This window comes from Massilia sp. IC2-477 (genome assembly GCF_020707265.1).
Classification (GTDB): Bacteria; Pseudomonadota; Gammaproteobacteria; order Burkholderiales; family Burkholderiaceae_D; genus Telluria.
In genome coordinates, this window is the sequence record NZ_JAJFEQ010000003.1 from 409,112 (window position 1) to 430,622 (window position 21,511).

General features: G+C 64.2%; 17 protein-coding genes. 6 read left to right on the top strand and 11 right to left on the bottom strand.

From position 1 onward, the window contains the following. The first annotated feature begins 21 nt into the window (after window positions 1-21). The gene (locus LK542_RS07980) at window positions 22-1,059 is read left to right on the top strand and encodes a dienelactone hydrolase (protein WP_227811471.1); all 1,038 of its coding nucleotides are present in this window, start codon (window positions 22-24) and stop codon (window positions 1,057-1,059) included. Window positions 1,060-1,151: 92 nt separating this feature from the next. Continuing rightward, window positions 1,152-1,700: a hypothetical protein gene (locus LK542_RS07985; protein ID WP_227811472.1), complete on the top strand. Its 549-nt coding sequence runs from the start codon at window positions 1,152-1,154 to the stop codon at window positions 1,698-1,700. Window positions 1,701-1,784: 84 nt separating this feature from the next. Here the strand turns inward: LK542_RS07985 and LK542_RS07990 are convergent, their stop codons facing one another. Together LK542_RS07990 and LK542_RS07995 are read right to left on the bottom strand one after the other, a co-directional pair. Then, window positions 1,785-3,458, bottom strand: a complete 1,674-nt coding sequence (locus LK542_RS07990) for a bifunctional diguanylate cyclase/phosphodiesterase (protein WP_227811473.1) — start codon at window positions 3,456-3,458, stop codon at window positions 1,785-1,787. A gap of 41 nt (window positions 3,459-3,499) precedes the next feature. Further along, entirely contained in the window at window positions 3,500-5,128 is a 1,629-nt protein-coding gene (locus LK542_RS07995; RefSeq protein WP_227811474.1) for a tetratricopeptide repeat-containing response regulator, read from the bottom strand. A 176-nt stretch (window positions 5,129-5,304) separates the two neighbouring features. On the opposite strand from LK542_RS07995, the gene purL reads away from it, so the two are divergent. Then, the gene (purL, locus tag LK542_RS08000) at window positions 5,305-9,330 is read left to right on the top strand and encodes a phosphoribosylformylglycinamidine synthase (RefSeq protein ID WP_227811475.1); all 4,026 of its coding nucleotides are present in this window, start codon (window positions 5,305-5,307) and stop codon (window positions 9,328-9,330) included. Window positions 9,331-9,616: 286 nt separating this feature from the next. On the opposite strand, the gene LK542_RS08005 is transcribed toward purL, so the two are convergent. From LK542_RS08005 to LK542_RS08040, 8 genes are all read right to left on the bottom strand, one after another. Next, window positions 9,617-10,039, bottom strand: a complete 423-nt coding sequence (locus tag LK542_RS08005) for a hypothetical protein (RefSeq protein ID WP_227803031.1) — start codon at window positions 10,037-10,039, stop codon at window positions 9,617-9,619. A gap of 146 nt (window positions 10,040-10,185) precedes the next feature. Next, on the bottom strand, window positions 10,186-10,644 hold the full coding sequence (locus tag LK542_RS08010; RefSeq protein ID WP_227811476.1) for a hypothetical protein: 459 nt from the start codon (window positions 10,642-10,644) through the stop codon (window positions 10,186-10,188). A gap of 154 nt (window positions 10,645-10,798) precedes the next feature. Next, window positions 10,799-11,590 carry a peptidylprolyl isomerase gene (locus tag LK542_RS08015; protein ID WP_227811477.1) on the bottom strand — a complete coding sequence of 264 codons (792 nt, stop codon included), beginning with the start codon at window positions 11,588-11,590 and terminating at the stop codon, window positions 10,799-10,801. Window positions 11,591-11,671: 81 nt separating this feature from the next. Next, window positions 11,672-12,451, bottom strand: a complete 780-nt coding sequence (locus tag LK542_RS08020) for a peptidyl-prolyl cis-trans isomerase (protein ID WP_227803028.1) — start codon at window positions 12,449-12,451, stop codon at window positions 11,672-11,674. 155 nt (window positions 12,452-12,606) lie between these two features. Beyond that, window positions 12,607-12,891 (bottom strand): BolA family transcriptional regulator, encoded by a 285-nt coding sequence (locus tag LK542_RS08025; protein WP_227803027.1) that lies wholly within the window; start codon window positions 12,889-12,891, stop codon window positions 12,607-12,609. Beyond that, entirely contained in the window at window positions 12,881-13,522 is a 642-nt protein-coding gene (locus LK542_RS08030; protein WP_227811610.1) for a septation protein A, read from the bottom strand. The genes LK542_RS08025 and LK542_RS08030 overlap by 11 nt, the downstream gene beginning before the upstream one ends. 20 nt (window positions 13,523-13,542) lie before the next feature. Further along, window positions 13,543-13,938, bottom strand: a complete 396-nt coding sequence (gene msrB / locus LK542_RS08035; RefSeq protein ID WP_227803026.1) for a peptide-methionine (R)-S-oxide reductase MsrB — start codon at window positions 13,936-13,938, stop codon at window positions 13,543-13,545. Window positions 13,939-13,954: 16 nt separating this feature from the next. Then, the gene (locus LK542_RS08040) at window positions 13,955-15,439 is read right to left on the bottom strand and encodes a protein adenylyltransferase SelO family protein (protein WP_227811611.1); all 1,485 of its coding nucleotides are present in this window, start codon (window positions 15,437-15,439) and stop codon (window positions 13,955-13,957) included. A 192-nt stretch (window positions 15,440-15,631) separates the two neighbouring features. Between LK542_RS08040 and LK542_RS08045 the strand changes: the two genes are divergently transcribed. The 3 genes from LK542_RS08045 (at window position 15,632) to LK542_RS08055 (ending at window position 20,549) form a co-directional block, all read left to right on the top strand. Next, complete coding sequence (locus LK542_RS08045; protein ID WP_307728952.1) at window positions 15,632-17,296, top strand: 3-(methylthio)propionyl-CoA ligase; 1,665 nt, start codon at window positions 15,632-15,634, stop codon at window positions 17,294-17,296. Between the two features lie 392 nt (window positions 17,297-17,688). After that, window positions 17,689-19,122 (top strand): hypothetical protein, encoded by a 1,434-nt coding sequence (locus tag LK542_RS08050; protein WP_227811478.1) that lies wholly within the window; start codon window positions 17,689-17,691, stop codon window positions 19,120-19,122. Window positions 19,123-19,223: 101 nt separating this feature from the next. After that, the gene (locus tag LK542_RS08055) at window positions 19,224-20,549 is read left to right on the top strand and encodes an amidohydrolase (protein WP_227811479.1); all 1,326 of its coding nucleotides are present in this window, start codon (window positions 19,224-19,226) and stop codon (window positions 20,547-20,549) included. A gap of 134 nt (window positions 20,550-20,683) precedes the next feature. Here LK542_RS08055 and LK542_RS08060 read toward each other — a convergent pair whose 3' ends face one another. Then, window positions 20,684-21,394 (bottom strand): hypothetical protein, encoded by a 711-nt coding sequence (locus LK542_RS08060; RefSeq protein ID WP_227811480.1) that lies wholly within the window; start codon window positions 21,392-21,394, stop codon window positions 20,684-20,686. Window positions 21,395-21,511: the final 117 nt, after the last annotated feature.

Genomic DNA, 21,511 nt, shown 5'->3' on the forward strand with positions numbered 1-21,511 from the left:
TCCTCTTTTGCGACCACGACGATGAAATGGATACGCCGCGTCTTCCTGCTGCTGGCCGTGCTGGCTTGCGTACTCGCCGGAGCGGTGCTCTGGACCGCGCTGGACTCGCAAAAGCCGGTGGGCTTCCAGATCACCCAGGCCGTGGACGAGGGCGGACAGGCCTTCCCCATCGGCGTGTGGTATCCGACCGAGGCGCGCCCCTGGCCGACCAGCTGGCTGGGACTGCGATTAATGAAGGTCGCGCGCGATGCGGAGGTAGCGGGTAGCGGCCTGCCGCTGGTCGTGATCTCGCACGGCAACGGAGGTGGACCGGGCAGCCATGCCGGCCTCGCCCTTGCCCTGGCCGGAGCGGGTTACATCGTGGCGGCGCCCATGCACGCGCGCGACAATTTTACCGACCAAAGCGCTGCCGGGACGGTGCCCTGGCTGGGTGCGCGTTCACGTCAGCTGCGCGCGAGCGTCGACCATATGCTGGGGCGCTGGGAGGGACGAACCCGTATCGACGCAGGGCGGGTCGGCGCCTTCGGATTTTCCGCCGGCGGCGCGACGGTCCTTGCCGCGCTTGGTGCCCGGCCCGACCTGGGACAGATCGCGGCCCATTGCGCCCGAACGCCGGAGTTCATCTGTAAGCTGCTGCGCGAAGGCCGGTCTCCATTGTTGAATCCTGCGCAGGCACGGGCGGGCAATGTCTTGTCGCCCGACGCCAGGATCAAGGCAGCCGTCGTCGCGGCGCCGGGCCTGGGATTCCTGATGCAGCCGGACGCCCTTGCTGGGGTACGCGCTCCCGTGCAGTTGTGGAGCGGCGAGCGGGACACGCATGTCCCGTACGCGAGCAACACCAGGATGGTTCGCGAGGGACTCGGTCAGCGCGCCGAGTTCCATTCGGTTCCCGGAGCGGGGCATTTCTCCTTCCTGGTGCCATGCGGCCTGTTCGGGCCTCCGCTCCTGTGCGCGGACAGCGCAGACTTCGACAGGGACGCCTTCCATGAGTCCATGAATGCGAGCGTCATCGCCTTCTTCGGCAAGCACCTGGGCAGCCTTGCGCAGGCGCCTCGATGACGAGGGCCGCCCTGTGACAATTCACGCGTTTTTCCGGGCCCTGCGGGCGCTACACTTGCGCTCCTTGCAGCCTGAATCGATGTTGGATCGCCGTGATTTGCCCGAAATGCAGCCATGCCCGCCCCCTTGACGCCACCAATCCGGACTGGCAGTGCCCCAGCTGCGGGGTCTGCTACGCGAAGGTGAACGCAGCGGCCGGCGAGCCTGCCCGGCCGACGCATAAAGCCGGGGCGAAGGTCGGCACCGGCCGTCAGTTCGGCTGGCTGCTGTTCGCCATCCCGCTGCTCGCGCTCGGCTGGGGCGCGAATTCGTATATCGAGCGCCGGGGACTGGCGGAAGCGGAGGCAATTACGGTCGCCAAACAGCAGGACAGCGAACGTGGCCGGGCGGCCCTCGACGCGGCCCTGCAGGCGTCCGGCGTGGACGCCAGGCTGTTGCAAGAGCTGGCAGGCCGTCTGGAGAAGAGCTGCGCCCGCAACAAGTACGGCCTGAGCGAAGGCGCTTGCCAGGCGCGCCTGCACGAACGCGAGGACGGGTGCGCGGCGTCGACAGCGCAACGCTTCCCTGGCCAGATCGGCGACACGGCGCGTCTGGAGCGAATCACCGTGGCCTATGTGGGCTGCATCTTCGAAGAAGGCTAGCGCGCCAGCGCGCCGTCGACGTTTGCGTCGATGCAATCGAAACGTGCGCCAAGCCGAGTTACGATTGCAGCGCTGCAATCGCCTTCAAGCCGGGATGCGCGCGACCTTGCTGTCGAAGGCTCCGAGCCAGGCAGGCAGAGCGTCGGCCGGCATCGGCCGGGCAAGGTAGAAACCCTGGGCCATGTCGCAGCCCAGGGACTGCAGCCGTTCGTAGGTCGCCGCGTCTTCGACGCCCTCCGCGATCGTCTGCAGGCCGATCTTGCGCGCCAGCGACACGACGGTTTCGACGATGTGCTGGCTGTCGGGACTGCTCATCAGGTCGGACACGAAACTGCGGTCGATCTTCAGGTGCGACACCGGCAGGCGCTGCACGTAGGCCAGCGACGAGTAGCCGGTGCCGAAGTCGTCGATCGTAACCCGGACGCCTTGGCGTGCGAGCAGCTGCAGCTCGGCGGTGGTGCGGGCGACATCCAGCATCAGCGAACTTTCGGTGACCTCGAGTTCGAGCAGGCGCGGCGCCGCGCCGCAGCGCGCCAGCGTATCCAGGATCCGTCTGGCGAAGTCCGGGTGCGCCAGGTTGCGCGACGAGATATTCACGGCTACCGGCAGGTCGATGCCCTGCGCCTGCCACTGCAGCGCCTGGCCCAGGGCCGTCTCGAGCGCGAATGCGGTCAGCGCATGGATCAGGGTGCTCTGCTCGGCGCGCTCGATGAACACGGCGGGCCCGATCAGGCCTCGTTCGCGGTGGTTCCAGCGCATCAGGGCTTCGACCCCGCGCACGGTGCCGGTGCGCAGGCATACCTTGGGCTGGTAGTGCAGCAGCAGCTCGCGCCGCTCCAGCGCGATGCGCAGCCCGCTGAGGATGGCCAGGCTGTCCCTGGTCCTGTCGTGCAGCTGTACCTGGTAGTGGGCGATCTCGCTGCCGGTTTCGAACGCGTGGAAGGTGGCCGACTGGGCGCGGCGCAGGTAATCCTGCGGGGCCACGCCGGCGTCGGCCAGCACCACGTAGCCGACCAGGACGTCGAGGTGCAGCGGCACCTCGCGGTAGAGGAAGGGCAGCTGGAAGGCCGCGCCGACGCGGGCGAGGGTGTCGGCCGAGGCGCCCTCGGGATCCTCGAACAGCACCGCCAGCTGCTCGCTGCTGACGCGGAACACGCGGGCCCCGGGCGGCAGGCTGCCAAGCGCACGCCCGGCCAACTGCGTCATGTTTTCCTCGACAACCGCCACCCCGAACACCGTGCGCAGCTCCGGCGCATTCCGGATCGACATCACCGCCAGCGCGCGGCGCGCGAAGCCGGACGGGTTGGCGTCGCCGGCGCCCAGCGCGTCGAGCAGGGCGGTCAGGTTGGGAAGTCCGGTGGCCGGGTCGTGCCGGGTCATCCACTGCAGCTTCCGTACCTGGGCGAGGGCCGCATTGCTTGCGATGCCGCTCAGGACGCCGACGAACAGGAAGAAGCCGGTGCGGAACAGCCAGTTGGCGGCCTTTTGCGGCTCGCCGGTGACGACCTCGATCGGCATCAGGGGACCGAGCGCGATGCCCGCGATGACGGCAATCAGGATGCCGCCGGACCAGCCGTAGCACAGGCCCGCCAGCATGACAGGAATGTACATCGAGTGCGAATAGACGTACTTGATGCCGCCGGTGGCATGCACCAGGGAATACACGCCGACCACCATCAACAGCAGTACCGGCAGCATGAGCCAGCCGGACTTGCCTTTGCCCGAACGGAGCCGGAAGTAGGTGTCGACGATCTTCATCGTTTATTGCCGGCCGCGGGCGCGCGAGGACGGGGTGTGGTTCACGTCGAGATACCGTACTTGCGCTTGGCCTGCTGGAACTCGTCCAGCAGCGCGGCAAGGCGTGGATGCGCCGGGTCCATCGCGCGCAGGCGCTCGATCTGTTCGTCCGCCACTTCGGCGAGACTGTGGTCCCAACCGAGTTCGTTCACCTGGCGCAGGATGCCGCCGGCGACGGCGACCATCACCTGCAGGTTGCCCGGTGCCATATGGAGGGCCTCGAGCAGGGTTTGCACCGCGCCGCGCACATCGCCCATGTTGCGCTTCTCGTCGGCCACGCCGAGCAGGATCTGGGCCTGGGCGCGCAGCTGCTGGCCCATGCCGTCGGCCAGGTCGGGGCGGCCGGCGCGCACGAACACGCCCATGGCTTCGTCCACCGTCACCGCGCTGGAGGTGTCGTGCATCACCGTCATCATGACGTTCGAGGCCTGCTCGTCCATCTGGTGTTCCAGGCAGGCCTGGGCCAGGTTGATCCGCAAATTGGAGGACAGTCCGCTGCTGGTGCGCGCCGCGCTGACGGCATTCGACAGCTCGGCCACCGCGGCGCTGACGTTGCCGGTCTTCTCCAGCAACAGGGCGTTCGAATAGGCCTTGCAGGCATCGACGTTGGCATTGCCGCGCATGCTGCGCTCGAGGTCGCGGATCACCCCGCCGGCGCCCGCCACGTCGCCGCGCGTTACCAGGGCCTTGACCAGGTTGACGTGGTCTTCGGGGTTGCGGAATTCGGAGTAGCGCGCCTTGGTCACGACCTGCTTGAAGGATTTCTCGGCTGCTTCGGCGTCGCCGTTTTCCATCGCGACTTCACCCAGCTTGCGCAGGCGGCGCACCATGTGCGGCGAGATCGAGACGGCTTCTTCCAGCACTTTCTGGGCGTCGGCACTGGCGCCCAGCTGTTCGTGGCAGCGCGCCAGCAGGTCGTAGGCCGCCATCAGGCGCGGATTGGCCTGCACCAGCGCCTCGAGGGTGTCGCGCGCTTCCTCGAACTGGCCCTGCGCGACCATGGTGCGCGCCAGGCCCAGCCCGGCCCAGCCCAGCGGACGCTCGGCCAGCACGTCGCGGTAGATCGCGGCCGCCTCGCGCTGCTCGCCCACCGACACGTGCAGCTCGGCCTTCAGGCGCAGGAAGTCGAGCGCATAGCGCGGGCTGGCGATGGCGGCGGTAGTGCAGGCGCGGATGGCGTCCACCGGCTTGCCTTGGGCCGCCAGTTGCCATACCGGGAGCAGGGCGGTGCGCCGCTCCAGCGCGCGCTTGATGCGGCTGCTCAGCATCTCGACGGTGAAGGGCTTCAGTACGTAGTCGGTCGGAGTCAGCTCGGCCGCGCTGACCACCTTGTCGTACACGCCCTCGGAGGTGAGCATGATGAAGATGGTCGAGGCGGTGATCAAACGGTGGTGGCGCAGGTCTTCCAGCAACTGCTGGCCGTCCTGGCCGTCGCCGGACGGGCCGCCCAGGTCGTATTCGCACAGGATGATGTCGTAGCTGCGTTTGCCGAGCTGCTTGATGGCGGTGCTGGCATTCACGGCTGACTCGACCTTGCTGATGCCGGTCTGGTTCAGCATGTTTTGCAGGCTGCCGCGCATCCCCTGGCTGGGGTCGACGATCAGGACCGACAGGTTGGCGTTCTCTTGCATCTCGCACCATTTGTAATTATGTAGCCGTTACAATACCGATAAGTTCCTGCAGGATCAAGAAATGTCCGTTCTACAAGGTCAACGCTGGCGGGAATGCAACGCTGCATTGCAACACTGTATAATGGCGGGCTATCTTCCACCCTAGCAGCTACGCTGCATCAACCAACTTCTCAGCCATGTTGATTCTGCCGGGTTCCAACGCCCTTTCCGCCTTCCGTAGCCAACGCCTCCTGTCGCAACTCCAGGCCGTCGCACCGACGATTGCAGCAGTCCAGGCACGCTTCTACCACTTCATCGACACCAGCAGCCCGCTGTCGACGGACGACACCCAGCGCCTGTCGGCCATGCTCACCTATGGCGAGCCGGCTGCGGAAACGCTGTACGAAGGCGTGAGCGAGGAGTTCTTCGTCATCCCGCGCCTGGGCACGATCTCGCCCTGGGCCTCGAAGGCCACCGACATTGCCCACAACTGCGGCATGGCGCACGTGCACCGCATCGAGCGCGGCGTCGGCTATACCGTGGTGCTGAAAGGTGGCATCCTCGGCACCGGTATCGGCGCCCCGAAGAAGCTGGCTGAGAACGAAGTCGCGCTTGTGGCCGCGCTGCTGCACGACCGCATGACCGAGACCGTGCTGCGCAATGCCGACGAGGCCCAGCGCCTGTTCGACGAACTGGAAGGCCGTCCGCTGGAAACGGTGGACGTGATCGGGCAGGGCCGCGACGCACTGGTGCGCGCCAATACGGAACTCGGCCTGGCCATGTCGATCGACGAGATCGACTACCTGCATGAGGCGTTCACGAAAGCGCAGCGCAACCCGACCGACGTCGAGCTGATGATGTTCGCGCAGGCCAACTCGGAACACTGCCGCCACAAGATCTTCAACGCCGACTGGATCATCGACGGCGTCAAGCAGGACAAGTCGCTGTTCGGCATGATCAAGAACACGCACCAGCTGAATCCGCGCGGCACCGTGGTCGCCTACAGCGACAACTCCTCGATCATCGAGGGCGCCACCGTCACCCGCTTCTTCCCGCGCCTCGGCAACGAGTACGCGCCATCGACGGAGCTGGTGCACACCCTGATGAAGGTGGAGACCCACAACCACCCGACCGCGATTTCGCCGTTCCCGGGCGCCTCGACCGGCGCCGGCGGCGAGATCCGCGACGAGGGCGCGACCGGCCGCGGCGCCAAGCCGAAGGCCGGCCTGACCGGCTTCACGGTCTCGAACCTGCTGCTGCCGGACGCGCAGCGTCCGTGGGAAAACGCGAGCGACGTCACCCAGGGCGCAGCCGGCCGCGTGGACGCGGTGTACGGCAAGCCGGAGCGCATCGCATCGCCGCTGCAGATCATGATCGACGGCCCGATCGGCGGCGCCGCCTTCAGCAATGAATTCGGCCGCCCGGTGCTGGGCGGTTACTTCCGCACCTACGAGCAGAACGTGGGCGCGGCGAACGCCGTCTACGGTTACCACAAGCCGATCATGATCGCCGGCGGCATCGGCAACATCTCGGCCGAGCACACCCACAAGGACGAGATCCCGGTAGGCAGCCTCTTGATCCAGCTGGGCGGCCCGGGCATGCGCATCGGCATGGGCGGCTCGGCCGCTTCCTCGATGGCGACCGGCACCAACACCGCCGACCTCGACTTCGACTCGGTCCAGCGCGGCAATCCGGAAATGGAACGCCGCGCCCAGGAAGTCATCAACGGCTGCTGGCAGATGGGCGCCGATAACCCGATCATCTCGATCCACGACGTGGGCGCGGGCGGCCTCTCGAACGCCTTCCCGGAAATCGTCAACGACGCCAAGCGCGGTGCGATCTTCGACCTGCGCAAGGTGCCGCTCGAAGAATCCGGCATGGCGCCGAAAGAGATCTGGTCCAACGAATCGCAGGAGCGCTACGTGCTGGCGATCGCGCCGATGGACCTGGACAAGTTCGCCGCCCTGTGCGAACGCGAGCGCTGCCCGTACGCAGTGGTCGGCACCGCGACCGAGGAACGCCAGCTGAAGGTGATCGACCCGCAGGAGAACAACAACCCGGTCGATATGCCGATGGACGTCCTGCTCGGCAAACCGCCGAAGATGCTGCGCGACGTCGAGCACGTCAGCTACAACTTCCCGGCCATCGACCTGACCGGCATCGAGCTGGGCGAAGCGGCGCGCCGCGTCCTGCTCAACCCGACCGTGGCCGATAAATCCTTCCTGATCACCATCGGCGACCGTACCGTGGGCGCGATGACCGTGCGCGACCAGATGGTCGGCCCCTGGCAGGTGCCGGTTGCAGACTGCGCCGTCACCGCCATGTCCTACGACGGCTTCGTGGGCGAAGCGATGGCGATGGGCGAGCGCACCCCGCTGGCGGTGATCGACGCCGCCGCCTCGGGCCGCATGGCCGTGGGCGAGGCGATCACCAACATCGCCGCCGCCGCGATCGACGACATCTCGGACATCAAGCTGTCGGCCAACTGGATGGCGGCCTGCGGCCAGCCGGGCCAGGACGCCGCCCTGTTCGATACCGTGAAGGCGGTGGGCATGGAGCTGTGCCCGGCACTGGGCGTGTCGATCCCGGTCGGCAAGGATTCGCTGTCGATGCGCACCACCTGGAACGATGAAGGTGCGAGCAAGTCGGTGGTGTCGCCGGTGTCCCTGATCGTCTCGAGCTTCGCGCCGGTGTCGGACGTGCGCCGTTCGCTGACCCCGCAGCTGCGCACGGACCTCGGCGACTCCGCCCTGGTGCTGGTCGACCTCGGCCGCGGCAAGAACCGCCTCGGCGCGTCGATCCTGGCCCAGGTGACCCAGCAGTTGGGCGATAGTGTGCCGGACGTCGACGCACCGGAAGACCTGAAGGCCTTCTTCAATGCCGTGCAGCGCCTGAACCGCGAAGGCAAGCTGCTGGCCTACCACGACCGTTCGGACGGCGGCCTGTTCGCGACCCTGTGCGAGATGGCCTTCGCCGGCCGCGCCGGCGTGTCGGTCAATCTCGACATCCTGACCATGGAAGGCGAGCACGCCTCCGACTGGGGCGATGCCAAGAACTGGACTACGCAGGTAGGCGAACGCCGCAACGAGATGACCCTGCGCGCGCTGTTCAGCGAAGAGCTGGGCGCGGTGCTGCAGGTACGCATGGACGACAAGCAGGCCGTGATGGCGGTGCTGCGTGAGCTGGGCCTGGGCGCCTGCAGCCACATCATCGGCAAGGTGAATGACCGCGGCGTGATCGAATTCACCCGTGATGCGAAAGTCATCTACAGCGAGAAGCGTAGCGTCCTGCACCGCCTGTGGAGCGAGACCAGCTGGCGCATTGCGCGCCTGCGCGACAATCCGGACTGCGCCGACCAGGAATACGATCGCCTGCTGGACGAAAGCGATCCGGGCATGTCGCCGATCGTGAACTTCGACCTGCGCGACAATGTAGCCGCGCCCTTCATCGCGACGGGCGTTCGCCCGCGCGTGGCCATCCTGCGCGAGCAGGGCGTCAACTCGCACATCGAGACCGCCTGGGCCATGCACGAAGCGGGCTTCACGGCCATTGACGTGCACATGAGCGACCTGATCGCGGGCCGCGCCAAGCTGGACGACTTCAAGGGCATCATTGCCGTCGGCGGCTTCTCCTACGGCGACGTGCTGGGCGCGGGCGAAGGCTGGGCCAAGACCATCCTGTTCAACCCGCAACTGGCGGACCAGTTCGCGAAGTTCTTCGCGCGCCAGGATACCTTCGGCATGGGCGTGTGCAACGGCTGCCAGATGCTGAGCAACCTGAAATCGATCATCCCGGGCGCCCAGGCCTGGCCGAAGTTCACCCGCAACAAGTCGGAACAGTTCGAAGCGCGCTTCGGCATGGTCGAGGTGCTGGACTCGCCGTCGATCTTCTTCGCCGGCATGGCAGGCACCCAGGCGCCGATCGCCATCGCCCACGGCGAAGGTTTTGCCGACTTCTCGCTGACCGGCGACCTGACCGGCGTCATGAAGGCGATGCGCTACGTCGACAACCGCGGCCAGGCGACCGAGACCTATCCGTTCAACCCGAACGGCTCGCCGGGCGGCCTGACCGCCGTGACGACCGAAGACGGCCGCTTCACCGCCATGATGCCGCACGGCGAGCGCGTGTTCCGCACCGTCGTGCACTCGTGGGCGCCGGAGGCCTGGCCGGACGAATCGCCATGGATGCGCATGTTCCGCAATGCGCGCAAGTGGGTCGGCTGATCGCTCCACGCGACGACGAAAAGCGCCTCCTCGGAGGAATGCCGGTCAGTTAGTGAGAATCGTAGGGTGGGCGGCTTGCCCGCCCACGCGGTGATAGTTGTGATACGAACAGCCGCACGGGCTGCAGTGGTGTGACTAGACCGCGTGGGCGGGAGACCCGCCCACCCTACGGATGAGCGATAGCTCTTAAGTGACTGGCATTACTCCTCGGAGGCGCTTTTTTCATGCTTGAATCGTAGGGGTGATCTGGTCCAGTGGACCGGACCACTCCTACGGGTGTGACAGTTCAGCTGCCCCAGATCGGCTCGTCCGGGGTGCCGTTGCCGCCCGGGGTGCCCGGGGTCTTGCCGGCACCCGCGCCGGCCCCGCCCAGGTTGCCGCCGCCGGCGCCACCCTGGCTGCCGCCGGCGCTGCCGCTACCCGTATCGCCACCGCCGCCACCACCGCCCCCTGTCTCGGACCGGCCCGCGCTACCGCGGCTGGTTTGCGCCGCGCCTGCCGGCATGGCGTTCGCGTCCGGTGGCGAGGGCAGGAAATCGCCCTGCTGGCTGTCGCCGCCGTGTGCGCCGCCCGTGTAGTGGCCGGCGTTCGACTGCACCGCGCCTGCACCCGGATCCTGGGCCGGCACCTGGTACTGCCACAGGCCGCCCTGCGAGGCTTTGCTGTCTTCCTGCGTGGCTGCGCCACGCTTTGCCTGTTCCTTGTCCATGCTGTCCTCCTGTCTATGGATGGCTCGATGGTAGTCTTCTAAAGCGAGCCTTCAATAGGACGAGCGAGCAGACGTGCGTAGGAGAGGGCGCACGTGCTTGCCCAAAGAAAAAGGCGCTTCCGCTGAAGCGCCTTCGCTGTAAGGGATCAGGAACGGTCAGTGCCTGCCGAACCGCTCATGTTGCCGTCTGCATTGCTGGCCATGTCCGGGGCGCCGCGGGCTGCGCCGCCATTGGCCTGGGCCTCGCGGCTGGCCTGGATGCCGCCAACCGTGCCGCCGGCCGGATCGGTCGCGCTGCCGGCGCCGCTCAGCGGCTGCCCGGGGGCGTTGACGTTGGTGTCGGCCGGTGCGCTGACGATGCCGCCGCCATGACCCGCCGCATTGGCTGTGTAGTGTCCCGCGTTCGACTGTTCCGCGCCTGTCCCGCTGCCGGGTGGCGGCACTTGGTAGCGCCAGACCGGCTCGGCCGACTGGTCAGCCCCAAGTGCGCCGCCGCCTGCGCCGGGCAGGCTCATGTCCTCGCCGGCCGTGCGCATGTCCTCGCCCGGCCCCTCGCGGCCGCCGTCGGGTACTGGTCCCTGCTGAGTGCGCTGTTCGGTGCTCATGCTGGTCTCCTTGTGGTTGTCCTGGAGACCATCTTAGCCGTCGTGGCAGGGGACTGAATAGGCGCACGCACCGCGCCGCCGTAGGACAGTTCCGAAACGAAAAAAGCGCCCGCGAGGGGCGCTTTCTTGCTGGATCCAGCTGCGAAGACCAGGATTACTGGATCTTGGCCTTCTTGACCAGGCTTTCGCGGTACTGCGCCAGCTGGCGCTGCTGCAGCGATTCCGCGACCTGCTGCTTGACTTCGTCCAGGGCCGGGATCTTGGCCTGGCGCACGTCTTCCAGCTTGATCACGTGGAAACCGTACTGGGTCTTGACCGGGGTGTCGGTGATGGCGCCTTTTTGCAGGGCGACCATGGCCTTCGAGAACTCAGGCACGTAGTTGGCCGGGCTTGCCCAGTCCAGATCGCCGCCGTTGGCTGCCGAACCATCCTTCGAGTTGGCCTTGGCCAGGTCTTCGAACTTGGCGCCGCCCTTCAGCTTGGTGATCAGGGCCTTGGCTTCGTCTTCGGTCGGAACCAGGATGTGGCGTGCGTGGTATTCCTTGTCGCCCACTTGCGCCTTGAAGCGATCGTACTCGGCCTTGATGTCGGCGTCCTTGATCGGGTTCTTCTTGACGTAGTCGGCCAGCATCGCGTTGATGATGATGCTCTGGCGGGCGTTGTCGATCGCAGCCTTGACGTCGGCGCGGCCGCCGACGCCTGCCTTGTCGGCTTCCTGGATCAGGACTTCGCGGCCGATCAGCTCTTTCTTGATCGCTTCGCGCAGCGCAGGGGTATCGGTAGCGCGGCCCTGTGCGACCACTTGCTTGACCATCTGGTCAAGCTTTGCCGCCGGGATCGGCTTGCCATTCACGGTGGCGGCGTTCTGCGCGAAGGCAGGCGCGGCGATCATCGTGGTTACGGCAAAGCTGATTGCCAAGGACAGGCGGGCTGGCTTCAAAATCATTGTTGAGGTCCTATCTAAACACAAAAAGTTCGCCGCGCGGCGGCAATAACCGGTGCCCATGAGCACCGGCGGTAGTACATCTTACTGCACCTTTGCCTTTTTGACCATTTGCTCACGGTAGGCCGCGAGTTTTTGCTGGGCCAGGGCGTCGGCGATCTGCGGCTTGACTTCGTCCAGCGACGGCAGCTTGGCGGCGCGGGTATCGTCCAGCTTGATGACGTGGAAGCCGTTGGCGGTCTTCACCGGCTTGTCGGTGACGGCGCCTTTCTGCAGCTTGGTGAAGCCGGCGGCGAATTCAGGCGGGAAGGAGGCCGGGGTAGCCCAGTCCAGGTCGCCGCCGTTGTTGGCGGTGCCGGTGTCCTTCGACTGCTTGGCCAGTTCCTCGAACTTGGCGCCGCCCTTGATCTTGGCGATCACCGCGTTCGCATCGGCTTCGGTGTCCAGCAGGATGTGGCGGACGTGGTATTCCTTGTCGCCGGTCTGGGCCTTGAACTTGTCGTACTCGGCCTTGATTTCGGCATCGGTCACCGGGTTCTTGGCGATGTAGTCGCGGGCCAGCTGGTTGACCACGATGGCCTGGCGCGCATTGTCGAGCGCTTGCCTGACTTCCGGCTTCTTGTCGTAGCCCTGCTTGATCGCTTCCTGCATCAACACTTCGCGCGCGATCATCTCTTCCTTGATCGCTGCGCGCATCTGCACCGAATCCTGGCCCTGGCCAGCGGCGACCAGCTGCTTGACGGCTTCGTCCACGCGCGAGGTCGGGATGGCTTTGCCGTTCACGACGGCGAGGTTCTGGGCGAAGGCAGGTGCTGCGGCAACGGCGATCAGAGCTAACAGCAGGCGTGCTGGCTTAAAAGTCATTTCTGGAATTCCTGTGGGAGGGATGTGCTTGGACGAGATTTGATTAGTTCTTGTACTTCAAGTTCTGGTACTTCGCGTTACATATTGTCGGCCACTATTCTTAAAGCTGACTGAAGATGAGCTACAGGCGTTCCCCCAGGAATCCGGCAAGGGCCTCAGCCCCCGCTTTGCTCCGCCGGCGTCTGGGCCGTGATGGCCAGCGCATGGATTTCCGCCTTGTTGATCATTTCGTGAACGGCATCATACACAAGACGATGGCGCATGACTAGCGTGAGGCCCTGGAACTTGTCGGACACGATCTTCACACTGTAGTGGCTGCCCCCGGAGGCGGCGCCGGCGTGGCCGGCGTGCAGGTGCGAGTCGTCGCTGATTTCCAGCAGGGTGGGGGCGAGTTCGGCCTGCAGGCGTTCGCGCAGGCGTTCGGTACGGTTAGCTTCCATTTTGGGCGTCCTCCTGTATATGTTTTGACAAGAACAGCGACTGGATGATGATAAAGGCGAACAGGATGCCGCTGATGCCGAACAGCTTGAAACTGACCCAGGCGCCGGTATCGCTACGGAAGACCACGAAAGCCATCAAGAGGTTCAAAAAGCCGAGCCCGACGAAGAAGGCGATCCAGGCATACAGCACGCGGTTCCAGACGGCGTCCGGCAGGCTCATGGCGCCGCCAAGCGCCGAGCGCATCAGGTTCTTGCGGTAGATCAGCTGGGCCAGCAGCAGCGCGGCGCCGAAGGCCCAGTACAGGATGGTCGGCTTCCACTTGATGAAGGTCTCGTCATGGAAATAGATGGTGGCGCCGCCGGCGACCACCACCACGCCCAGTGACAGCCACAGCATGCCGTCAACCTTCTTGCGGCGCGCCAGCAGGTAGACGATCTGCAGCACCGTGGCCAGGATCGTGACGGCGGTGGCGAGCAGGATCGGCGCCTGCGCCGCCGGCACCGCGCCGCCGGAAATGAGGAAGCCGAGATAGTCGGAGGTCAGGCCGTGGGCCCATTCCGGGTTGCTTTCGCCATACTTGTAGATGCCGAAGAACAGGATCACCGGCAGCATGTCGAACAAAAACTTGATCATGTAGAGTCCTCAGCGGTTCAGGCGGGCTCGAAGCGCAGGGCGGCCGAGTTGATGCAGTAGCGCAGGCCGGTCGGCGGCGGGCCGTCCGGGAACACGTGGCCGAGGTGGGCGTCGCACACGGCGCAGATGATCTCGGTGCGAACCATGCCGTGGGTGCGGTCGACCTTTTCGATGACATTATCCGGGTCGAGCGCCTTGAAGTAGCTTGGCCAGCCGCAGCCGGATTCGAACTTGGCGTCGGACTCGAACAGCGCTGTGTTGCAGCACACGCAGTGGTAGATGCCGTGCTCGTGGTGGTCCCAGTACTTGCCGGTAAAGGCGCGCTCGGTGGCGGCGTGGCGGGTCACCTGGTATTGCATCGGGTCGAGCTGGGCGCGCCATTCGGCGTCGCTCTTGGTCACTTTATCGTTCATGGTCGTTCTCGTGGTCTCAGGAAGAGCAGCTCACTTCGAGGTGGGCTGCCCAGTCGGGCGGCAGGGCCGCATAGGATTCGTTTTCCGGCTGCTCGTCGAAGGGGCGCTCGAGGATGGCCAGCAGCTTGTGCACGCCGCCGAAGTCGCCGTTCTGGGCCTGTTCGATGGCGCTCTGCGCCAGGTAATTACGCAGCACGTATTTCGGGTTAGTGCGGTGCATCGCGGCGCGGCGCAGCTCGTCGCGGCTGTCTTCGGCCTTCAGGCGCGCGCGGTATTGAACGGCCCAGGCGTCAAAGGCCGCGCGGTCGAGGAACAGGTCGCGCAGCGGCGCATCGCTCTCCAGGCTGCCTTCGAGCTGCAGCTCGCCCAGGCGGCGGAAGAACAGGGTGAAGTCGGCATGGTTTGCCTGCAGTAGCTGGAACATCGCGTCGAACAGGGCGCTGTCGCCGTCGCGCGCATCCAGCAGGCCCAGCTTGGCGTGCAGCAGCTCGTCCAGCTTGGCGCCGAACGCGGGACGGTAGACGTCCAGCGCTTCCTCGGTGTCCTCAGGCGTGCCGATCAGTGGCAGCAGGGCGTTGCCAAGCGCGTAGCAGTTCCAGTGGCCCACCGGCACCTGGTTGGCATAAGAATAGCGGCCGCCCTGGTCGGTGTGGTTGCAAATGTGGTTCGCGTCGAAGGCTTCCATGAAGCCGAAGGGGCCGTAATCCAGGGTCAGGCCGAGGATCGACATATTGTCGGTGTTCATGACGCCATGCATGAAGCCGACCGCCTGCCAGTGGGCGATCATGACGGCGGTGCGGCGGGTGACCTCGGCCAGCAGCTCCTTGTAGGGATTGGCGGCGCCGGTGAATTCCGGATACCAGTTCTTGATGACGTAGTCGGCCAGGGTGCGCAGCTCGTCCTGCTTGTTGCGGTAGTGCCAGTGCTCGAAGGAGCCGAAGCGCACGAAGCTGGGCGCCATGCGGGTGACCACGGCGGCGGTCTCGACGGTCTCGCGCATCACGCGCTGGTTGGAGCCGGTCAGCATCAGGGCGCGGGTGGTCGGAATGCCGAGCGCGGCCATCGCTTCCGAGCACAGGAATTCGCGGATCGACGAGCGCAAGACGGCGCGGCCGTCGCCCATGCGCGAGTAAGGCGTCAGGCCAGCGCCCTTGAGCTGCAATTCCATTTGCCCAGTTGGCGTCGGCAGGTCGCCGAGCACGATCGCGCGGCCGTCGCCGAGCTGGCCGGCCCAGACGCCGAACTGGTGGCCCGAATACACGGCGGACAGTGGCTGAGAGCGCACCGCCACCTTGTTACCGGTGAACACGGCGACGAAATCCTCCTGCGCCAGCGCCTGCGGGTTGAGCCCCACCAGCGCCGCCGCAGGTGCGCTGGCAGCGATGAAATAGGGCGACGGCAAGGGCGTCGGCATCAGCCGGGTATAAAAGGCCGGCGGCAACTCGGCAAACGAGTTGTTGAAGGGGAGTTCGTCAGCAGTAATGGTCGTTCCTTCGCTTATGCGTGCGGTATGTGCAGGATTCTACCGTACCGGGCAGATTCTATCGGCGCACGCCTGCATCCGGCCAGGGTGCCGAAGAGCGAGCGGGGATGGTGGCATGGATGCTGCACTGCATCATCGATTCCCGTTGACGCAGCGTAAGTCACCAGACGAAACTGAGCCATTAGTTGCCAATCTGCTCATGGAGTTCCGATGACCGCCGCCGTTTCCGCACACCAGACAAGTCCCCTGATGGGCCAGATGATGGACCAGCCGCTGCTCGTCTCGAGCATCATCGAATTCGCCGCGCGCCACTATGGCGCTAGCGAGATCGTCTCGCGCCGGGTGGAAGGCGACATCCACCGCTACACCTACCGCGAGTGCGAGCTGCGCGCCCGCCGCATGGCCCAGGCCCTGCAGGGGCTGTGCGTCGGGATGGGCGACCGGGTCGCGACGCTGGCCTGGAACGGCTACCGCCACATGGAGCTGTACTATGCGGTATCCGGCTCGGGCGCCGTTCTGCACACCATCAACCCGCGCCTGCACCCGGAGCAGATCGCCTACATCATCAACCATGCCGAAGGCCAGTACCTGTTCTTCGACATGACGTTCCTGCCCGCGATAGAGCAGATGGCGCGCCACTGCAAGACCATCAAGGGCTATGTCGCCATGTGCGAGCGCAGCCACATGCCGAAGGAAACCAGCATCCCGACCCTGCTGTGCTACGAAGACCTGATCGCGACCGCTTCGGGCGAGTATGCCTGGCCGCAGTTCGACGAGCGGTCCGCCGCGGCCCTGTGCTACACCTCCGGCACGACCGGCAACCCGAAGGGGGCGCTGTACTCGCACCGCTCGACCGTGTTGCATGCTTACGCCTCGGCGATGCCGAACGCGCTGAACGTCTCGGCGGCCGACACGGTGCTGCCGGTGGTGCCGATGTTCCACGTGAATGCCTGGGGCCTGCCGTACTCGGTGCCGCTGTCGGGCGCGAAGATGGTGTTTCCGGGGCCCGCGCTGGACGGCAAGTCGCTGTATGAACTGTTCGAAAGCGAAGGCGTCACCTTCTCGGCCGGCGTGCCGACGGTCTGGCTCGGCCTGATCAACCATGTGATGCAGAACGAGCTGCGCTTCTCGACCTTCCGCCGCACCGTCATCGGCGGCTCGGCCTGTCCGCCGGCCATGATGGACACCCTGATCGACAAGCTGGGCGTGGAAGTGGTGCACGCCTGGGGCATGACCGAGATGTCGCCGCTCGGCACCGCCTGCACGCTGCTCGGCAAGCACAAGACGCTGCCGCTTGAGGAGCAGCGCGCCGTGCTGCGCAAACAGGGGCATGCGATCTACGGCGTCGACATGAAGATCGTCGACGACGACGGCAGCGAGCTGCCCTGGGACGGCACCACCTATGGCCACCTGCTGGTGAAGGGCCCGTGGGTGGTGTCCGGCTACTTCCGCGGCGAGGGCGGCGACGTTCTGCAGGACGGCTGGTTCCCGACCGGCGATGTGGCCACCATCGACCCGGATGGCTACCTCGCGATCACGGACCGCAGCAAGGATGTGATCAAGTCCGGCGGCGAGTGGATCGGTTCCATCGACCTGGAGAACATCGCGATGTCGCACCCGGCGGTGCTGCAGGCGGCCTGCATCGGCGTGGCGCATCCGAAGTGGGCCGAGCGCCCGCTGCTGGTCGTGGTCAAGCGACCCGGCGCCGAGCTGACGCGCGAGGACCTGCTCAGCTTCTACGAGGACAAGGTGGCGAAGTGGTGGATCCCGGACGACGTCGTGTTTGCCGAGGCGCTGCCGGTCGGCGGCACCGGCAAGATCCAGAAGAACAAGCTGCGGGACGCGTACAGCGAACATCGGCTGCCGACCGCATGAACGCGAACCCTGCCATCTTCACAAAGAAACTGCTTCCCTTGCTGCTGGCAACATCCGTGCTGTCAGCCGTGGCGTTTGAAACACCGAATGAACTGTTGAAGGCAGTCCCACGTGACTAGGATACCCGACTAGCGCCGCTATTCGACTACTTCCACCGCAATTCGGAACTGTCCTTCTTCGAACTAAGGACGGCGGAGCGCCTAGCAAAAGGGCTGCGGGCGGCGAGTTTACAAGGCACAAATGTCACCGTTGAACAAATCTAGTTACAGATGCGCTCTTGAGCAAAGTTGCCATGAAGAACTAATATCCTTAGTACCTGCTCGGGGTATTTTAGGACTTCATCCATGGCACTTGGTGGTAAATGCGGTCAACCTAATGCGGATAATTAGACAATGGCAAAAGTACAGAATCCTATTCTATTCTCGACATATTTCGGCTTAAAGCCTGGTGTAGTGGAAGCGGCAGGTTTAGTCGATCCATTCCTGAACGTCGATACACAGCTCTTCATCGACCCAACGTTATTAGAGAAGTCTTCGAATCGAATCATTAAGGAGAAGGCTTTACCACAATTTAGACGTCATTTCAGTGATTTTTTGCGGTTGCTGACCATTTCCGAGCGCGAAGGCGATGCGGCTTGGAAAGGCGCGCAGCGGCTATTGGACCTTAGCGAACCAGCAGATAATGGATTGGGGTACGGCGGAAGTGGAAGATCTGGAAGCTCGAGACCAAATGAAATTAGAGATACAATAGTTCGAACCGCGAAGGAAATTGTAACCTTGGGCAGTAAGGACCCCGAAATGATGGGTCTCATGGGGTTCTTTGAGGAGAAGGTTGGGCCAGACACCATTAGCGATTTCACGACTCGAGTGATCGCGAATGAGCTATCTGAAATTACAGAGGCCTTTTGCTTAGCCAATGGCATTTCGACGAGCGATAAAGACGGAGACAGCCAGTATAGTTTGCCATCATTTGATGTCGGTGGAGGCAAAAAGAAGTATGTAATTCTTGTGCCGAGTGACATCGTTCGGGAGCTACCGATCTCTAACGACCCTTCTGAAATATATGAAGCCATTTCCTTTAATCAGAAGATTCGCGATAGAGTAAATTCTTTCTTGGCGAGATCAGAAAGAACAACGGCAACGGAGCGGAAGGAAGCAATACGTAAGGCCGCCCTTGAATCAGTTGATTTGTTCAATTCTTTCCTTAAAGCAATCAAGGATTATGCGCAGCCCTATAACCAGGAAGATGACTCTCTTGGATATAGAAAGCTAAAGGAGGTACTTCAGTCGAATGTTGATTCGTTTAAGGTAGACAAAAAGTTCGAGCTTTCATCGGGGCCAGAAAAGATTGCCGAACTAGTGCACGAGACCATTGCAGCCTTCAAGCACCATGTCGAAAAGGGAAATCTATGGGAGGCATTATGGGTAAACGGGGTTCCTAAAAAGGAGCGGGCGTCGCAATTGATCTATTTTGCAATTGCCGACTGCTTTTGCAAGGCGAACGACGTTGATATCTCACCCGAGGCAAATATGGGTGGTGGGCCGATTGACTTTAAATTTAGCAAAGGATATGAGGCAAGGGTGCTTGTGGAAATGAAGCGCTCGAGTGGCACTGTCAGACATGGTTATGAAAAGCAACTTGAATATTATAAAGATGCAGCGAAGACATTTTTCGGGATTTTTGTCGTAATCGATTATGGGGACTTGGGGAATAAGCTTCTTACGATCCAAAAAATTCGTTCCGAACGTCTTGATGCTGGCGAGGCTGCTTCGGATATCGTTGTAATCGATGCTACGCAAAAGAAATCGGCGAGTAAGCGAGATTAGCTGGGCCAATTTCGATTTAGATGGGTAGCCTCTGACGAGCTGCGCGGCGCGTATCGCGAACCATCGGTTGCCAACTGCATGAACCTGACTCGAGCATCCTAATGAAAAAACTTTTCCCCTTACTGCTGGCGGCTGCCGTGTCGCCGGCAGCTGCGCTGGATACGCCGAACGAGCTGTCAAAAGCGGTCGCGCGCGACTACGACGCCCACCTGGCGCCATTGCTCGACTACTTCCACCGCAATCCCGAATTGTCCTTCCTCGAAGTGAAGACAGCCGCGCGCCTGGCCAAGGAGCTGCGCGCGGCCGGCTTCACCGTGACCGAAGGCGTCGGCGGCACCGGGGTGGTGGCGATCCTGAAGAATGGCCCCGGCCCGCTGGTGATGATGCGCGCGGACATGGACGGCCTGCCGATGACGGAAAAGTCCGGCCTGCCGAACGCCTCGACCGCGACTCAGAAGGACATGGAAGGGAATGTCACACCGGTGGCGCACTCCTGCGGCCACGACATCCACATGACCAGCCTGGTCGGCACGGCGCGGCGCATGGCGGCCGACCGTGCTGCCTGGTCGGGCACGCTGATGCTGATCGGCCAGCCGGCCGAAGAACGCATCGGCGGGGCGCTGGCCATGATGAAGGACGGGCTGTACAAGCGCTTCGGCAAGCCGGATTACGCGCTGGGCTTTCACGTCAAGGCCGACATGGCGGTGGGGACGGTGCTGGCATCGGAAGTGTCGCCGTATTCGGGCGCGGACACCGTCGAAATCCTGATCAAGGGCGTGGGCGCGCACGGCGCCCAGCCGCACCGCGGCAAGGACCCGATCGTGCTGGGGGCGATGATCGTGATGGGCCTGCAGACGATCGTCAGCCGCGAACTCAGCCCGCGCGAGCCGGGCCTGATCACGGTCGGCTCCTTCCACGGCGGGACCAAGGCCAACATCATCGGCGACAACGCCCGACTACAACTGACCGTGCGCAGCGAGAATCCGAAGACACGGGCGCTACTGTTGGACGGCATCAAGCGCATGGCCGAGAACACGGCGCGTGCCGCGGGCATGGCGGAGTCGGAACTGCCGGAGGTGAAGCTGGTGGATACGCCAGCGCCGCCGGTGGTCAACAACATCGAACTGGTGCGGCGCCTGCGCGCGGCCTGGACCAGGGAACTGGGCGCCGGGGCGATCGGTGTCGAGGAGTTCCGCGAAGGGATGGGGTCGGAGGACTTTCCGATGTTCGTGACGGATCCGTATATTCCGAGCGTGTATTTCACCGTGGGCGGTACGGCGGCGCAGGACATCGCGGCGGCCAAGGCGGGCACGCTGCGGCTGCCGAGCCATCACAGTCCGCTATTCAAGGTGGAGCATGGGCCGGCGGTGCGGATGGGTGTCGAGTCGACGGTGGTGGCTTTGAAGGATTTGATGCGCAAGCGCTGAGCGCTGCCCTGCGACCTTCCGGCGCCGGACGCGCTGGCGTCAAGCCAATTCTTGCACGATGACAGAGAAAAAAACCGTCGCCAGCGCAGCGGTACAGCCCATTTCAGGCCAGGGTCGCCTGAGATGGGCTGTGTTCAATCGGGACGCAGCAGATGCCGGAAAGTCGGCTCGATATTCATCGCATGCAGGTGGCGGACGATGTCTTCGAGCGTGGCATCCTTCAGCAGCAGGCCGTCCTTCGGCGGCGGCTCGGTTGCCGCTGGCGCTGCCGCCTGCGGCGCATCGCCCTGTTTCATCGACACCAGCGCGTCGAAGAACTGGGCCTTGCCGATGCTTTCCAGCCCTTCGAGGAAGGCCAGCTGGGCCGCCAGCGGCGGTGCGACGTCGAGGCCGGCTTCTTCCACAAACGACGCTCCCATGCCCGGATGGATGAAGGCCGCCCACTTGCCGGTCTGCGCGTTCAGGCAAGGCGGCAGTTCGACCTCGGTCGTAGCCTGCAGGTCCAGCTCCGGGAAGTGTTCGTCGCGCAGCATCGACAGGAAGCGGCGGGCGTCGCCCAGCGGAACCGGTTCTTCCAGCGACAGCCACAGGCGGAAACTGCTGGCCCCGGTGATGCTGACGGCCGGCGCCGGGAAACCGTAGGCTTCCTGCAGCCGGTTCGCCACCGCGCACAGCTCGGTCCAGTGCTGGTCCGGCGCGCTGTGGCGCCCCCTGGCGAAATCGATCACGATGGCCCGTGTGAGGTCGTCGCCCGACACTAGCGAGACAGGCGGCACCAGGTCGCTCGGTGCGACCATGCCCGGCATCAGGTAGAGGCGAAGGAACTGCGCAATCAGTTTTTCCATGTCGTGTTCAAACTATCGTAACAAGGCACTATTCTGGCACAATCGACAAGGCCAGAAAATAATACGAACGTACTTTTATTTGATGTATAGTTAAGAAGATTGGCAGCAGCCAGCACC

What these genes read in the sequence shown, in the direction of transcription:
- LK542_RS07980 (WP_227811471.1), top strand. Translation starts at nt 22, where the DNA reads ATGAAATGGATACGCCGCGTCTTCCTGCTGCTGGCCGTGCTGGCTTGC.
- LK542_RS07990 (WP_227811473.1), bottom strand. Translation starts at nt 3,458, where the DNA reads ATGAAGATCGTCGACACCTACTTCCGGCTCCGTTCGGGCAAAGGCAAG.
- LK542_RS07995 (WP_227811474.1), bottom strand. Translation starts at nt 5,128, where the DNA reads ATGCAAGAGAACGCCAACCTGTCGGTCCTGATCGTCGACCCCAGCCAG.
- purL (WP_227811475.1), top strand. Translation starts at nt 5,305, where the DNA reads ATGTTGATTCTGCCGGGTTCCAACGCCCTTTCCGCCTTCCGTAGCCAA.
- LK542_RS08005 (WP_227803031.1), bottom strand. Translation starts at nt 10,039, where the DNA reads ATGGACAAGGAACAGGCAAAGCGTGGCGCAGCCACGCAGGAAGACAGC.
- LK542_RS08010 (WP_227811476.1), bottom strand. Translation starts at nt 10,644, where the DNA reads ATGAGCACCGAACAGCGCACTCAGCAGGGACCAGTACCCGACGGCGGC.
- LK542_RS08015 (WP_227811477.1), bottom strand. Translation starts at nt 11,590, where the DNA reads ATGATTTTGAAGCCAGCCCGCCTGTCCTTGGCAATCAGCTTTGCCGTA.
- LK542_RS08020 (WP_227803028.1), bottom strand. Translation starts at nt 12,451, where the DNA reads ATGACTTTTAAGCCAGCACGCCTGCTGTTAGCTCTGATCGCCGTTGCC.
- LK542_RS08025 (WP_227803027.1), bottom strand. Translation starts at nt 12,891, where the DNA reads ATGGAAGCTAACCGTACCGAACGCCTGCGCGAACGCCTGCAGGCCGAA.
- msrB (WP_227803026.1), bottom strand. Translation starts at nt 13,938, where the DNA reads ATGAACGATAAAGTGACCAAGAGCGACGCCGAATGGCGCGCCCAGCTC.
- LK542_RS08045 (WP_307728952.1), top strand. Translation starts at nt 15,632, where the DNA reads ATGACCGCCGCCGTTTCCGCACACCAGACAAGTCCCCTGATGGGCCAG.
- LK542_RS08050 (WP_227811478.1), top strand. Translation starts at nt 17,689, where the DNA reads ATGGCAAAAGTACAGAATCCTATTCTATTCTCGACATATTTCGGCTTA.
- LK542_RS08055 (WP_227811479.1), top strand. Translation starts at nt 19,224, where the DNA reads ATGAAAAAACTTTTCCCCTTACTGCTGGCGGCTGCCGTGTCGCCGGCA.
- LK542_RS08060 (WP_227811480.1), bottom strand. Translation starts at nt 21,394, where the DNA reads ATGGAAAAACTGATTGCGCAGTTCCTTCGCCTCTACCTGATGCCGGGC.